Below are 14937 nucleotides of genomic sequence, written 5' to 3' on the forward strand. Positions count from 1 at the left end.
AGTTTCCCTGACGCACCACCTAAGACCAAAGGCGGAGAACAATAGCCATGCAGGACCTTGGAATCATCAGCCCGGGCCTGGAAGAGTTCCGCGAACTCGCCGTCCACAGCCGTGTCATCCCTGTCCGACTCAAAGTCCTGGCCGACGCCGAGACCCCCATCGGCCTGTACCGTAAGCTCGCCAAGGGCCAGCCCGGTACTTTCCTCCTGGAGTCGGCAGCCGTTGGCGGGGCCTGGTCCCGCTATTCCTTCATTGGTGCCAAGTCCCGCGCCACCCTGACCACCAAGGATGGCCAGGCACACTGGATCGGTGAGCCACCGGTCGGCGTGCCCGTGGCAGGCAATCCGGTGGAGGCAGTCCGTGACACCATCGCCGCCCTGCAAACTGATCGTTTTGAAGGGCTGCCGCCCTTTACGTCAGGGCTCGTTGGGTTCCTGGGGTGGGAAGCCGTGCGCCATTGGGAGAAGCTGACGGCACCGCCGGAAGACGACCTGCAGCTGCCTGAGATGGCCCTGAACCTGGTCACAGACATGGCAGTGCACGACAACGTGGATGGCACTGTCCTCCTGATCGCCAACGCGATCAACTTCGACAACAGTTCCGAGCGTGTGGACGACGCATGGCACGACGCCGTGGCGCGGGTTAAAGCGCTACTGGACCAGGTCAGTACACCTGTCGCCCAGCCGGTTTCTGTGCTGGAGCCAGCCGCACTGGATTTTGCGTCGAGCGTGCAGGAACGCTGGGACGAGGCCAAGTACCTGGAAGCCATCGATCGCGGCAAGGAAGCGATCGTCGATGGCGAGGTCTTCCAGGTCGTCATTTCGCGTCGCTTCGAAATGGAGTGCAAGGCCGACCCCCTGGACGTTTACCGCGTACTGCGCAACACCAACCCGAGCCCCTACATGTACATCTTCAGCCTCGAGGATGCTGACGGCCGCGAGTACTCGATCGTAGGTTCCTCACCGGAGGCATTGGTGACGGTAACCGGCGGCGAAGTCATTACGCACCCCATCGCCGGATCGCGTCCGCGTGGCAAGACTGTTGAAGCCGACAAAGCCCTGGCCACGGAACTGCTGGCCGACCAGAAGGAGCGCGCCGAGCACCTTATGCTGGTTGACCTTTCACGCAACGACCTCTCCAAGGTGTGCGTGGCCGGCACGGTTGACGTCACCCAGTTCATGGAGGTGGAGCGGTTCAGCCATATCATGCACCTGGTGTCCACCGTGGTGGGAGAGTTGGCTCCCCACGCCAAGGCCTACGACGTCCTCAAGGCAACTTTCCCCGCGGGCACGCTATCCGGAGCCCCGAAGCCGCGGGCGTTGCGCCTCCTGGACGAACTCGAACCGCACCGCCGTGGTATCTACGGTGGCGTGGTGGGCTACCTGGACTTCGCCGGTGACATGGACATGGCGATTGCCATCCGTTCTGCGTTGCTGCGGGAAGGCCGTGCCTACGTGCAAGCCGGCGGCGGGATCGTTGCCGATTCCCACAAGCCATCGGAAGCCCTTGAAACCGTGAACAAGGCCGCTGCGCCGCTTCGGGCCGTGCACACGGCCGGTTCTTTGCAGAACATTTCCGCCGAGACAGTCCGGGACGCAGGAATCGTCGACGGCGGGACGCCCGCCTCATGACCGCTGAAGCAACGGGACACGCGGCGACCACACCGCCGCGTTGGGCACGGAAGTCAACGCTTGTTCTTGCAACGGCACTCCTGGCACTAGCTGTCTTTGGAACCACCACGCAGACCTGGATCGAGGTCCGGCTTGATCCCACAGCTGCCTCCAACAGCGACCTTCACGTTCAGGGCAGCAAGGCAGCCACGGCCGTTACCGCTCTGGCGCTCGTAGCGCTTGCCGGTGGGTTGGCGGCTTCCATCGCGGGGCGGATCGCCCGCTGGATCATCGCGGCCCTCCTTGCCCTGTCCGCTGCCGGGATAATCCTGGCAGCCGCTACGGTCCTGTCGGATCCTCTCGGCGCTGCCCAGGGCTCCATCGCTGCGGCAACGGGCATTTCGGGAGGTCAGGCGAACGTGGCCACAACGGTCTTCCCCGTCCTGGCTATCGTGGCCGGTGCCCTGCTTGCCGTCTGTGCAGTGGTCTTGCCGCTGGCAGGACGGCATTGGAAAACCCGGACCAAGTACGACGTCGCTGCCGTCAAGGAACGCGGTAGCGGACCCGTGGACGAGATCGACAGCTGGGACAGTCTTTCCCGCGGCGAAGACCCAACGTAGGCGGTCCAGCAATCTTTCGGGCCGGTCTGGCGCAACATAAGCGCCGGCGCTGGTCCTGACGTCGGACGATGTCCCGGCCGCCGTCAATAAATGGCAGAATGTAAGCAGTATTCATCCTGAGGAGATTCCACATGAGCAAAACCACAGTGTCCGCAAACCAAGCTACCTCCACCATGGCCAGCCACGCTGATGCCATCGGCCACGGTAACAGCCCGGCTGCCTGGACCTGCGTGATTGTGATGCTGGTCGGCGCCCTGATTTCCTCCATTGCTTTCGTCATCGCCAGCACCCCGATCTTCATCGGTGGAGTTGTGGTCATGGTGGCCGGCCTCATCGTAGGTTGGGCCATGCGCAAGGCCGGCTACGGAGTGGGTGGCAGCAAGCTGCAGAACAACGGTCACTAATCGTGACCGTTCTTGACGACATCATCGTCGGCGTCAAGGAGGACATGGAGGCCCGCCGCCGGCTTGTGTCCCTCGTTGAGCTGAAGGACCGCGTTGCAGCCGCAGCACCCGCGCGTGACGCTTGGGCTGCCCTGGGTGGTCCCGCCTCGAATCGTGACGATCTCAAGGTCATCGCTGAAATCAAGCGTCGAAGCCCGTCCAAAGGCGACCTTGCACCCATTGATGACCCCGCCTCGCTTGCGGTGCAGTACGAAGATGGCGGAGCTTCGGTCATCAGCGTCCTTACCGAAAAGCGACGTTTTGGTGGATCGCTGGCGGATCTCGATGCCGTACGTGCCGCCGTCGATATTCCCTTGCTGCGCAAGGACTTCACGGTGGACGAGTACCAGATCTGGGAAGCCCGCGCCCATGGTGCGGACCTCATTCTGCTGATCGTTGCGGCCTTGTCTGATTCGGAGCTGGCCGACTTCAACGCCCTCAGCCATGAGCTTGGCATGAACGTGCTGGTGGAAACGCATACCGAAGAGGAAATTGAGCGTGCCGTCGCTGCGCAGGCCAAAATCATCGGTATCAACGTCCGCAACCTGAAGACGCTCGGCGTCGACCGCTCAGTTTTCGGTTCACTGGCCGGTTTGATTCCGGCTGAGGCAGTGATTGTGGCGGAGTCCGGCGTACGGACGGCCGAGGACGTCACACACTATGCCGCTAGTGGCGCCAACGCCATTTTGGTGGGGGAGGCGCTGGTCAGCGACTCAACCCCGCGCGAACGCATCACCGAATTCAAGGCAGCTGGAGCTGCCGCCATCGCCGTCAGGAACTGAGGCAGTACCTGAAGCAAGGCGACAGCCATGAGGCAGCCCGGGCTTGTGCCTGCGGCTGCCTTGTGGCACGTGGAACTACCCGATGAACTAACTGGAACAGGACGGTGAGACTGATGGTGGACGCGCCAACAGCCAGCTCGGAAGAGAATGCGGCCGACGCATTCCTGCAAGGTGGCCATTCGCTGCGCAACGCAAGCGGGCCGTACTTCGGCAACTACGGTGGCCGTTGGATGCCCGAGTCACTTATCGCCGCACTCGACGAAGTCCAGGACACGTTCGAGAAAGCGAAAGCCGATCCCGATTTCCTCGCGGAGTTGAAGGACCTCAACAAGAACTACTCCGGGCGCCCCTCGCTGCTGACAGAGGCCAAGCGCTTCTCGCGGCACGCCGGTGGAGCCAGGATTTTCCTCAAGCGTGAAGACCTCAACCACACGGGTTCCCACAAGATCAACAACGTCCTGGGACAAGCCCTCCTGGCCAAGCGCATGGGCAAGACCCGGGTCATTGCTGAAACCGGCGCAGGCCAGCACGGCGTTGCCAGTGCCACGGCAGCCGCCCTCCTTGGCTTGGAGTGCGTTGTCTACATGGGTGCCGAGGACTGCCGCCGCCAGGCTTTGAACGTTGCCCGCATGCAACTGCTCGGCGCCACCGTGGTTCCCGTGACCAACGGTTCGCAGACCCTCAAGGACGCCATCAACGACGCCCTGCGGGATTGGGTTTCCAACGTGGAGACCACCCACTACCTGTTGGGTACCGCTGCCGGAGCCCACCCGTTCCCTGCCATGGTCCGCTTCTTCCACGAAGTGATTGGCGAGGAAGCCCGCGCCCAGATCCTGGATCAGACCGGCAGGCTGCCCGACGCCATCTGTGCCTGCATTGGTGGTGGATCCAACGCCATCGGCCTGTTCCACAGCTTCCTTGACGACGCTTCCGTGAAGATCTACGGCTTTGAAGCCGGTGGCGATGGCGTTGAGACGGGGCGTCACGCCGCAGCAATCTCCCTGGGACGTCCCGGTGTGCTCCATGGTGCACGTTCGTACCTGATGCAGGACGAAGACGGCCAGACCATCGAATCCCACTCGATCTCTGCCGGACTTGACTACCCCAGCGTGGGACCCGAGCACTCGTACCTGGCGGACATCGGACGCGTGACGTACGAGGCCATCACAGACACCGAAGCCATGGACGCCTTCAGCCTCCTGTGCCGGACGGAGGGCATCATCCCGGCTATCGAGTCTGCGCACGCGCTTGCCGGTGCCATTAAAGTGGGCAAGCGCCTCACCGAGGGTAAAGAGGACCCGTCCGAGATCTCCGTGATCGTGAACCTGTCCGGACGCGGGGATAAGGACGTTGAAACAGCAGCGGCGTGGTTCAACATGCTGGACGAGGAAGGCCACGTCAAGGGCACCACGCTTTCTACCCGCAAGCCCAAGGGTCCTGCAGAGCGCACCTCCGAAGCAGCCGTGGACGTAAACGAGGACCAGAACTGATGACTGAACAATTCGCCAGCAAATCCGCTGCCGCCATCGACCGCGCCAAGGCCGAGGGCCGGGCGGCCCTTGTCGGATACCTTCCGGCAGGCTACCCCACGGTCCAGGACAGCATCGATGCCGGGATTGCCCTGGCACGGAACGGTGCGGACCTCATTGAGATCGGCATTCCCTACTCCGATCCCGTAATGGATGGGCCTGTAATCCAGGCTGCTACCACGGAAGCGATCAACAACGGTTTCCGCGTGGCCAATGTCTTCGACGTCGTTGCAGGGATCACAGCCGCTACTGACGCCGCCGTGTTGGTCATGACCTACTGGAACCCGGTCATGCGCATGGGCGTGGATGAGTTCTCCCGCCGCCTGGCTGAATCCGGCGGAGCCGGCCTTATTACTCCGGACCTTATTCCGGATGAGGCCAGTGAGTGGTTCGAGGCTTCGGACAAGTACGGACTGGACAGGGTCTTCCTGGTTGCCCCGTCATCCACGCCTGAACGCTTGGACATGACTGTCAAGGCCAGCCGCGGCTTCGTGTATGCCGTCTCCATCATGGGCGTGACCGGTACGCGCCAGTCTGTCAGCAGCACAGCCGAAGACGTCGTGGCGCGTGCCCACGCTGCAGGTGCAGAACGGGTTTGCGTTGGCCTCGGTGTTTCCAACCCGGACCATGTCCGCGAGATAGCTGAGTACGCGGACGGCGTGATCGTCGGCACCGCTCTCGTGGCGGCCCTCCGCGACGGCGGCGTTGACGCCGTCGGCCAACTCACCAAGAACCTCAGCGCCGGCTTGGGCCGCGCAGCTGCAGACGCCTAGGAAAAAGGAAACAGCGAAGCCCAATGCAGCCCCTCCTCCACGCAGCGGCAATGGTTCCACTAAGCATCCCGAGCCCATCGTGGTCCGGTTTCGACATTCCGCTGCCGTGGGGGACGCTGCGTATCCACGCCTACGCCCTCTGCATCCTGGCGGGAATCATCATCGGCCTCTGGCTGACGTCTTCCCGATGGAAGCGACGGGGAGCCCCGGAGGGCAGCCTGTGGGATATCGCTATTTGGGCGATTCCCTTCGGCATCATCGGTGGACGCCTGTACCACGTGTTTTCGTCGCCGGATGCCTACTTTGGTCCTGGGTTCGACGGCACAGGTGACCTCTCCCTGATTCCGCAGATACAGCGGGGCGGCCTCGGTATTTGGGGTGCCGTGCTGCTTGGTGCCGTGGGTGCCTGGATCGGTTGCCGTCGGGCGGGCGTCAAGCTCACCGCGTTCCTGGATGCCGCAGCCCCCGGGTTGCTGCTTGCCCAAGCGATCGGACGTTGGGGCAACTGGTTCAACCAGGAACTCTTCGGCGCCCCCACCACATTGCCGTGGGGACTCCAGATTGACCCCGCCAACGCCAACTTCCCAGCGGGCATGCCTGCGGACACGCTCTTCCACCCGACGTTCCTCTATGAATTCCTGTGGAACGTCCTGGGCGTCGCCATACTTCTTCTTCTGGACCGGAAGTTCCACTTCCGCCGGGGACGCCTGTTCTGGCTGTACGCGATGTATTACACACTTGGCCGGGTGTGGATCGAAGCCCTCCGGATTGACGATGCCGAGCAAATCAGCCTCTTCGGAATCACCACCAGGCTGAATGTATGGACGAGTATCTTCGTCTTCGTTGCGGCGCTGGTTATCTTCGTTGTTCTCGGCAGGGGAGGCCGGCCAGAGCCGGACACCCCTTATTTGCCGGGTCGCGACCCGGAATCCACACCTGCCAAAGATGAGGCATCCGTGACGAGCGTCACCAGTCATGATGTGGACCCATCTGTCTCGGATAGTGGTTCCCGTGGTAATCTCCCAGATAACCAAAGCGATCCGGGCCACGTTGACGAGCCGCAGGATGCAGCAGGGGATTCCCTTAAGGACGGCACGTCCAAGGCGGAGTCCGAATCTGCTGCGACTGCCGCAAGGAAGGCCCCCGGATCCTCGCTGGAAGCTGACGACACCAAGTAGTCGTTTCCGGCAAAGGGGCAACAGAGTCACCGCTCGTAGGGCCCAGTCCACAGCGTCGTGGCACCCCGGAAACCGGATCGCAGCATACCGATGTTCACTGGTCAAGCCGGGGCCAGTGGTCTGCGTAACTGTTAGTTGCGCTTGATTGGCTGGCCTACAATTCCAATAACTAGCGCTTTGTTGTGCCCATCACAAGGGCATGCAAGGTGGGGCCAACGTTGTCCCTTCCATACGCACGATCACGAGGAAGGACGTCTCCCATGACCCATCTTCATAACCCCGGTTGGTCCGAAAATATCGAACCGCAGGGTGCCATGTCTCCATTCAAGCGCTTTGCTGCGCTTCCGGAGGCCCGGGGTCTTTACAACCCGGACAAGGAGAAGGACGCCTGCGGCCTGGCAATTATTGCCACGCTCCGCGGGGAACCGGGATACGACATCGTGGAAGCGGCTCTGACTGCCCTCCGCAATCTCGAACACCGCGGCGCCGTGGGCGCCGATGAAGGTACGGGCGACGGCGCGGGCCTGCTGATGCAGGTTCCGGACGAGTTCTTCCGGGCCGTCACCGAATTCGAATTGCCCGCTCCGGGCCAGTACGTGGTGGGCACGGCCTTCCTTCCTGCTGAATCGCGCGAAGCAGCTACGGCCAAGGCCGGTATCGAAGCGCTGGCGGCGGACGAGGGCCTCACGGTCCTTGGCTGGCGCGAGGTTCCCGTGGTCGCAGACCTGGTGGGTGCCATGGCGCGTGCATGTATGCCGTACTTTTCGCAGCCCTTCTTTGCATCCGCTACCGGCGAGCAGCTTGAGCGCAACGAACTTGACTCCCGTGCCTGGCGGATCCGCAAGCGCGCCCAGAACAAGTACGGCGTCTACTTCCCGTCGCTGTCCTCGCGCACCATTGTGTACAAGGGCATGTTGACGACGGCCCAGTTGGAGCCGTTCTACCCGGACCTGTCGGACAAGCGCTTCAAGACCAAGCTTGCCATCGTCCACTCACGCTTTTCCACGAACACCTTCCCGTCGTGGCCGCTGGCACAGCCGTTCCGCACCATCGCCCACAACGGCGAAATCAACACGGTCAAGGGCAACCGCAACTGGATGCGTGCACGCCAGTCGCAGCTGGCCAGCCCGCTGCTTGGCGACACCCCTGAAGAGCTGTACCCGATCTGCACCCCGGGTGCCTCGGACTCTGCCTCCTTCGATGAAGTAGCCGAGCTCCTTTGGCTCTCCGGCCGGCCGATCACGCACTCGATCATGATGATGATCCCGGAGGCGTGGGAGAACCACGCCACCATGGATCCTGCACGCCGCGCCTTCTACGAGTACCACTCGCTGCTCATGGAGCCGTGGGATGGTCCCGCCGCTGTCTCCTTCACTGACGGCAACCTCGTTGGCGCAACGCTGGACCGCAATGGCCTGCGCCCGGGACGCTACTGGATCACTGAAGACGGCCTGATCGTCTTTGCCTCGGAAGTGGGCGTCATCGAGGTCGAGCCTTCCAACGTGGTCAAGAAGGGTCGCGTTGCCCCGGGCAAGATGTTCCTGGTTGACACCGAAGCCGGCCGCATCATCGACGACGCCGAGGTCAAGGCCGAGGTAGCAGCAGCCAACCCGTGGGCCGAATGGCTCAAGGACAACCTGATCGACATCAACGAGCTCCCCGAGCGTGAGCACGTACGCCACACCGCTGCATCGGTGAACATCCGGCAGCGGACCTTCGGCTACACCACCGAAGAACTGAAGATTCTGCTCGGCCCGATGGCCCGTACAGGCGCCGAGCCCTTGGGCGCCATGGGTTCCGATACTCCGGTTGCCGTGCTGTCCAAGCGTCCGCGCCTGCTGTTTGACTACTTCGTGCAGTCCTTCGCCCAGGTCACCAACCCGCCGCTGGACGCCATCCGCGAAGAGCTGGTGACGTCACTTAAATGCGCCATCGGCCCCAACGGCAACCTCTTGGATGGCAAGCAGGTCCGCCAACCGCAGATCTCCCTGCCGTTCCCCGTGATCAACAACGATCAACTGGCCAAGATCTCGAACATCGAAAACGCCGACGGCGACCGCATCGCCATGAAGGTACGCGGCCTTTACCGCCCGGAGGGTGGGGAAGCGGCACTGCGTGCCCGCCTGACGGAGATCTGTGAGCAGGTTTCCGGCGCGATCAACCGTGGCGTGCAGTACGTTGTGTTGTCCGACCGTGACTCGAACGCGCAATGGGCACCCATTCCGTCGCTCCTGCTGGTCAGCGCTGTCCACCACCACTTGCTCCGCAGTGCCAACCGCACCAAGACGGCACTCGTGGTTGAGGCCGGCGACGTCCGTGAGACGCACCATGTTGCCGTGCTCATTGGCTATGGCGCATCGGCAGTCAACCCCTACCTCGCCATGGAATCGGTTGAACAGCTGATCTCCAACGGCGACGTCGAGGGCGTGACTCCGGAAGACGGCGTTTACAACCTCATCAAGGGCCTCGGCAAGGGTGTCCTGAAGATCATGTCCAAGATGGGCATCTCCACTGTTGCTTCGTACACCGGCGCCCAGACTTTCGAGGCACTGGGCCTTTCGCAGGAACTCGTTGACGAATTCTTCTCGGGTACGCACTCCCAACTGGGTGGCGTGGGCCTTGACGTTATTGCTGCGGAAGTTTCGGCACGGCACCAGATGGCGTACCCCGAGGGCGGCATCGAGCACCCGCACCGTCCGCTCCTGGGTGGCGGCGAGTACCAGTGGCGCCGTGACGGTGAACCGCACCTCTTCAACCCGGAGACTGTGTTCCGCCTGCAGCACGCTACCCGTGAGCGTCGCTACGACATCTTCAAGGCCTACACCAAGGGCGTTGACGATCAGTCCGAGAACCTTATGACCCTGCGTGGGTTGCTCAAGTTCAAGAGCGACGTCCGTCCGGCCGTGCCGCTGGAGGAAGTGGAGCCCGTCTCCAGCATCGTCAAGCGTTTCTCGACCGGCGCCATGAGCTACGGCTCCATCTCCAAGGAAGCCCACGAGACCCTCGCCATCGCCATGAACCGATTGGGCGCCAAGTCCAATACCGGTGAAGGTGGCGAGGACGTTGACCGCCTGCTGGATCCGGAGCGCCGCTCTGCCATCAAGCAGATCGCTTCCGGGCGCTTCGGTGTCACCAGCCTGTACCTGACCAACGCCGACGACATCCAAATCAAGATGGCCCAGGGCGCCAAGCCCGGCGAGGGTGGCCAGTTGATGGCCCAGAAGGTCTACCCGTGGGTGGCCCGGACGCGCCACTCGACGCCCGGCGTCGGGCTCATTTCCCCGCCCCCGCACCACGACATCTACTCGATCGAAGACCTCGCGCAGCTCATCTACGATGCCAAGCGCGCCAACCCTTCGGCCCGTGTACATGTGAAGCTGGTTTCGGAAGTCGGGATCGGCACGGTTGCCTCCGGCGTGACCAAGGCCAAGGCCGACGTCGTGCTTGTTTCAGGGCACGACGGCGGTACCGGCGCCTCGCCGCTGAACTCGCTCAAGCACGCGGGTGTGCCGTGGGAACTCGGCCTGGCCGAGACCCAGCAGACCCTCATGCTCAACGGACTCCGCGACCGCGTTGTTGTCCAGGTTGACGGCCAGCTCAAGACCGGCCGTGACGTGGTCATTGCCGCCCTCCTGGGTGGCGAAGAGTTCGGTTTCGCAACGGCTCCGCTGGTTGTCTCGGGCTGCATCATGATGCGCGTCTGCCACTTGGACACCTGCCCCGTTGGTGTTGCTACCCAGAACCCGGAACTGCGTGCGCGGTTCAACGGCAAGCCCGAATTCGTGGTCAACTTCTTCGAGTTCCTCGCAGAAGAAGTCCGCGAAATCCTGGCCGAGCTTGGCTTCCGCAGCCTCGAAGAGGCGATCGGCCACGCCGAGGTACTGGACACCCGCGAAGCGATCGACCACTGGAAGGCCGAAGGCCTGGACCTGGACCCGATCCTGCACGGTCTTGAGTTTGACGACGACGTGCCGCTGCGCAACATGACAACCCAGAACCACGAGCTGGACAAGCACTTCGACCAGCGGCTCATCACCATGGCCGCCGAAGCGCTCAGCGACCGCATGCCCGTCAAGATCACCCTGGACGTCATCAACACGGACCGTTCCGTGGGCACGATGCTCGGCCATGTGGTGACCAAGACGTTCGGTACCGACGTGCTGGCGACGGACACGATCGACATCACGCTCAACGGCACGGCCGGCCAGTCACTTGGCGCCTTCCTGCCTGCCGGCATCACGCTGCGCATGTACGGTGACTCCAACGACTACGTGGGCAAGGGCCTCTCCGGTGGACGCATCATCGTCCGCCCGGACCGCACCAACGTGTTCCAGGCAGAGCGAAACGTCATTGCCGGCAACGTCATCGGCTACGGCGCAACGAGCGGCGAGATGTTCCTGCGTGGCCAGGTCGGTGAACGCTTCCTGGTGCGTAACTCCGGTGCAACCGCCGTCGTCGAAGGTATTGGCGATCACGGATGCGAGTACATGACCGGTGGCCAAACACTGATCATTGGCCGTACCGGACGCAACTTCGGTGCAGGCATGTCCGGTGGTACCGCTTACGTGCTGGACCTGCAGCATGAGCGCGTCAACAAGGATGCGCTGGACTCCGGCGAACTTCAGCTCCTTGAGCTGGATGCCGAGGACCGCGACATCGTCCACGGCCTGCTCACCAAGCACGCCGAGGAAACTGAATCCGTCCTGGCCGGCCGTCTGCTCGAGAACTTCGACGACACCGCCGCCCGCATCACCAAAGTACTGCCGCGCGACTACGCCGCAGTCCTGCAAACCCGTCTCGACGCCATCGAAGAGGGCCTTGACCCCGACGGCGAAGAAGTATGGTCTCGAATCCTGGAGGTAACCGGTGGCTGATCCACGCGGATTTCTGAAAGTCCGGCAGCGCGAAACGCAGCCACGCCGTCCCGTTCCGGTCCGCATCATGGACTGGAAGGAAGTGTACGAAGCCCAGGAAAAGGGCGTCCTGAAGAGCCAGGCCGGCCGCTGCATGGACTGTGGCGTACCGTTCTGCCACCAGGGCTGCCCGCTGGGCAACCTCATTCCTGAGTGGAACGACCTCGTCTGGCGGGACAAGGGTGAGGAAGCGATTGAACGCCTCCACGCCACGAACAACTTCCCGGAGTTCACCGGCCGTCTGTGCCCGGCACCCTGCGAAGCGTCCTGCGTGCTCGGTATCAACCAGCCCGCCGTGACCATCAAGCAGGTTGAGGTTTCCATCATTGATGAAGCCTTCGACAACGACTGGGTCCACCCCCTTCCGCCGACGCGCCTCACGGGCAAGACGGTTGCCGTGGTGGGTTCCGGTCCTGCAGGTCTCGCAGTTGCCCAGCAGCTGACGCGAGTTGGTCACACGGTTGCCGTGTACGAGCGTGACGACAAGATCGGCGGCTTGCTCCGCTACGGCATCCCCGACTTCAAAATGGAGAAGGAACAGGTTGACCGCCGCCTGGAGCAGATGAAGGCCGAAGGCACCCGCTTCCGCACCGGCGTCGCAGTCGGTACGGACGTGACCTGGGAACAGCTGCGCCGCCGTTACGACGCCGTTGTGATCGCCACCGGTGCAACGGTTCCGCGCGACCTGCCCATTCCGGGCCGTGACCTTGAAGGTGTCCACTTCGCCATGGACTACCTGGTTCCTTCCAACCGGGTAGTGGCGGGGGAGAGCCCGGAGAATCACATCGACGCCCGTGGCAAGCATGTAGTCATCCTTGGTGGTGGCGACACCGGCGCGGACTGCATCGGTACAGCGCACCGTCACCAGGCGGCTTCAGTTACGACGCTCGCGATCGGCAAGCAGCCGCCTCTTGAGCGCGCCGGGCACCAGCCGTGGCCGACGTTCCCCACACTCTTCGAGGTCGCCAGCGCCCACGAAGAAGGTGGCGAGCGTACCTACCTGGCCTCCACCGTGGAGTTTGTTGGCGAGAATGGCAAGCTCACCGGAGTCAAGGTTGCCGAGACGGAGTTCGTGGATGGCAAGCGCCTCCCGAAGGCGGGGACCGAGCGAATCATTCCCGCTGACCTCGTCTTCCTGAGCCTCGGCTTCACCGGTGCTGAGCCGTCCGGTATCACCGAGCAGGTCAGTGCAGAATTCGACGGTCGGGGCAACGTAGCCCGCGACGGCTACTACATGACGAACACCGAGGGTGTGTTTGTTGCCGGTGACGCCGGACGTGGCCAGTCCCTGATTGTGTGGGCCATTGCCGAAGGCCGTGCATGCGCGGCGGCAGTGGACAAGTTCCTCATGGGAAGCACAATCCTTCCGGCCCCGGTCGCCCCCACTGACCGGGCAATCGCGGTCTTATAACGCCGGTAGGAATGATCTTTAACTCAATCAGCAGCACACTACTTAGGGTAGGTATATGAGACGCGCGAAAATTGTGGCAACTTTCGGCCCGGCAATCTCCAGCTACGACAACACTCTCGCAGTGCTGGAAGCCGGCGTTGACGTTGCCCGCATGAACATGAGCCACGGCGACTACTCCGTGCACGACAACACCTACGAGAATGTCCGCAAGGCTGCGGCGCAACTGCACAAGCCCGTGGCTATCATGGCTGACCTCCAGGGTCCCAAGATCCGCCTTGGCCGTTTTGTCGACGGCCCGCACGAGCTCGCCGTTGGCGACACGTTCACCATCACCACTGAAGACGTCCCCGGCACCAAGGACATCTGCTCCACCACGCTGAAGAGCCTCACCGAAGACGTCAACGTGGGCGACGCCCTACTGATCGACGACGGCAAGGTCGCCCTTCGCGCCATCGAGGTTGACGACGTCAAGGTCGTCGCCACCGTTACGGTCGGTGGCAAGGTGTCCAACAACAAGGGCATCAACCTGCCCGGTGTTGCCGTCAACGTCCCCGCACTGAGCGAAAAGGACGAGGACGACCTCCGTTGGGCCCTCAAGCGTGGCGTGGACCTGGTTGCCTTGTCCTTCGTCCGGGATGCCTCCGACATCAAGCGCGTCCACGAAATCATGGACGAAGAAGGCCGCCGCGTTCCGGTGATCGCCAAAATCGAAAAGCCCCAGGCCGTGGACCAGCTCCACGAAATCATCGATGCGTTCGACGCCATCATGGTTGCCCGTGGCGACCTCGGCGTTGAGCTCCCGCTCGAAGAGGTGCCGATCGTCCAGAAGCGCGCCATTGAACTGGCACGCCGCTGGGCCAAGCCCGTCATCGTGGCAACGCAGGTCCTGGAATCCATGATCGACAACCCGCGTCCGACGCGCGCAGAGGCTTCTGACTGCGCCAACGCAGTTCTCGACGGCGCCGATGCAGTCATGCTGTCCGGCGAAACCTCAGTGGGGCAGTACCCCATCGAAACCGTCAAGGTCATGGCCCGGATCATCGAGTCCACCGAAGAACACGGCCTCGAGCGCGTCCCCCCGCTGGGCACCAAGCCCAAGACCCGTGGTGGCGCCATCACCCGTGCCGCCGTCGAAATCGCCGACCAGCTGGACGCAAAGTACATCTGTACTTTCACCCAGTCCGGTGACTCGGCACGCCGTTTGTCGCGTCTGCGCCCGGTCAAGCCGGTCTTCGCGTTCACGCCTGTTGAGCACGTGTGGAACCAGCTTGCCCTCACCTGGGGCATTCAGCCGGTGCTGGTTCCCTCCGTCGGCCACACCGATGAAATGACCGCACAGGTTGACCGCAGCCTCCTGGACATGAAGATCGTCGACGAAGGCGACCTCGTTGTCATCGCTGCCGGTTCCCCTCCCGGACAGGCCGGTTCCACGAACTCGCTGAAGGTCCACAAGGTGGGCGACCTCGCCGACACGTCCAAGGTTGACGCGTCGCGCAAGGAACCTGTGGGTCCGTGGCCCGAAAAGAAGAGCAAGACCAGGGCATAGTCCCCTCGGTTTGAAAGCGGGCCCCGCCGGTTGGCGGGGCCCGCTTTGTCTTGTTTCGTCTCTTAAGCAGGCACGAACGGCGGCCGGTCACCTTTCGCGTAGGTGACCGGCCGCCGTCGTTTGCTGCTTGGT

10 protein-coding genes are annotated in these 14937 nt (G+C 62.9%); all 10 read left to right on the top strand.

All coding sequences use genetic code 11. The features are described from left to right. The first annotated feature begins 47 nt into the window (after positions 1–47). The 10 genes from J2Y41_RS22120 (at position 48) to pyk (ending at position 14805) form a co-directional block, all read left to right on the top strand. On the top strand, positions 48–1631 hold the full coding sequence (locus J2Y41_RS22120) for an anthranilate synthase component I (RefSeq protein ID WP_309931728.1): 1584 nt from the start codon (positions 48–50) through the stop codon (positions 1629–1631). Further along, positions 1628–2230, top strand: coding sequence for a Trp biosynthesis-associated membrane protein (locus J2Y41_RS22125; RefSeq protein ID WP_224089672.1), 603 nt, complete (start codon positions 1628–1630; stop codon positions 2228–2230). Before J2Y41_RS22120 ends, J2Y41_RS22125 begins: the two co-directional genes overlap by 4 nt. A 131-nt stretch (positions 2231–2361) precedes the next feature. Continuing rightward, on the top strand, positions 2362–2634 hold the full coding sequence (locus J2Y41_RS22130) for an HGxxPAAW family protein (RefSeq protein ID WP_216923214.1): 273 nt from the start codon (positions 2362–2364) through the stop codon (positions 2632–2634). 2 nt (positions 2635–2636) lie between these two features. Beyond that, positions 2637–3455 (top strand): indole-3-glycerol phosphate synthase TrpC, encoded by an 819-nt coding sequence (trpC, locus tag J2Y41_RS22135; RefSeq protein WP_224089674.1) that lies wholly within the window; start codon positions 2637–2639, stop codon positions 3453–3455. A gap of 113 nt (positions 3456–3568) precedes the next feature. Then, positions 3569–4945 carry a tryptophan synthase subunit beta gene (gene trpB / locus J2Y41_RS22140; RefSeq protein WP_224089676.1) on the top strand — a complete coding sequence of 459 codons (1377 nt, stop codon included), beginning with the start codon at positions 3569–3571 and terminating at the stop codon, positions 4943–4945. Then, positions 4945–5757 (top strand): tryptophan synthase subunit alpha, encoded by an 813-nt coding sequence (gene trpA, locus J2Y41_RS22145; protein WP_216923226.1) that lies wholly within the window; start codon positions 4945–4947, stop codon positions 5755–5757. The genes trpB and trpA overlap by 1 nt, the downstream gene beginning before the upstream one ends. 23 nt (positions 5758–5780) lie before the next feature. Beyond that, positions 5781–6935, top strand: coding sequence for a prolipoprotein diacylglyceryl transferase (gene lgt / locus J2Y41_RS22150; RefSeq protein WP_309931735.1), 1155 nt, complete (start codon positions 5781–5783; stop codon positions 6933–6935). Positions 6936–7195: 260 nt separating this feature from the next. Continuing rightward, positions 7196–11809 carry a glutamate synthase large subunit gene (gene gltB, locus J2Y41_RS22155; protein ID WP_309931737.1) on the top strand — a complete coding sequence of 1538 codons (4614 nt, stop codon included), beginning with the start codon at positions 7196–7198 and terminating at the stop codon, positions 11807–11809. Then, on the top strand, positions 11802–13259 hold the full coding sequence (locus tag J2Y41_RS22160; protein ID WP_224089680.1) for a glutamate synthase subunit beta: 1458 nt from the start codon (positions 11802–11804) through the stop codon (positions 13257–13259). Before gltB ends, J2Y41_RS22160 begins: the two co-directional genes overlap by 8 nt. Before the next feature lie 55 nt (positions 13260–13314). After that, positions 13315–14805, top strand: coding sequence for a pyruvate kinase (gene pyk / locus J2Y41_RS22165; RefSeq protein ID WP_309931740.1), 1491 nt, complete (start codon positions 13315–13317; stop codon positions 14803–14805). The last annotated feature ends 132 nt before the right edge of the window (positions 14806–14937 follow it).

It is taken from the genome of Arthrobacter sp. 1088 (assembly GCF_031455315.1).
GTDB lineage: Bacteria > Actinomycetota > Actinomycetes > Actinomycetales > Micrococcaceae > Arthrobacter.

Coding starts and splice junctions, on each gene's coding strand:
- J2Y41_RS22120 (WP_309931728.1), top strand. CDS start 48: ATGCAGGACCTTGGAATCATCAGCCCGGGCCTGGAAGAGTTCCGCGAA.
- J2Y41_RS22125 (WP_224089672.1), top strand. CDS start 1,628: ATGACCGCTGAAGCAACGGGACACGCGGCGACCACACCGCCGCGTTGG.
- J2Y41_RS22130 (WP_216923214.1), top strand. CDS start 2,362: ATGAGCAAAACCACAGTGTCCGCAAACCAAGCTACCTCCACCATGGCC.
- trpB (WP_224089676.1), top strand. CDS start 3,569: ATGGTGGACGCGCCAACAGCCAGCTCGGAAGAGAATGCGGCCGACGCA.
- trpA (WP_216923226.1), top strand. CDS start 4,945: ATGACTGAACAATTCGCCAGCAAATCCGCTGCCGCCATCGACCGCGCC.
- lgt (WP_309931735.1), top strand. CDS start 5,781: ATGCAGCCCCTCCTCCACGCAGCGGCAATGGTTCCACTAAGCATCCCG.
- gltB (WP_309931737.1), top strand. CDS start 7,196: ATGACCCATCTTCATAACCCCGGTTGGTCCGAAAATATCGAACCGCAG.
- pyk (WP_309931740.1), top strand. CDS start 13,315: ATGAGACGCGCGAAAATTGTGGCAACTTTCGGCCCGGCAATCTCCAGC.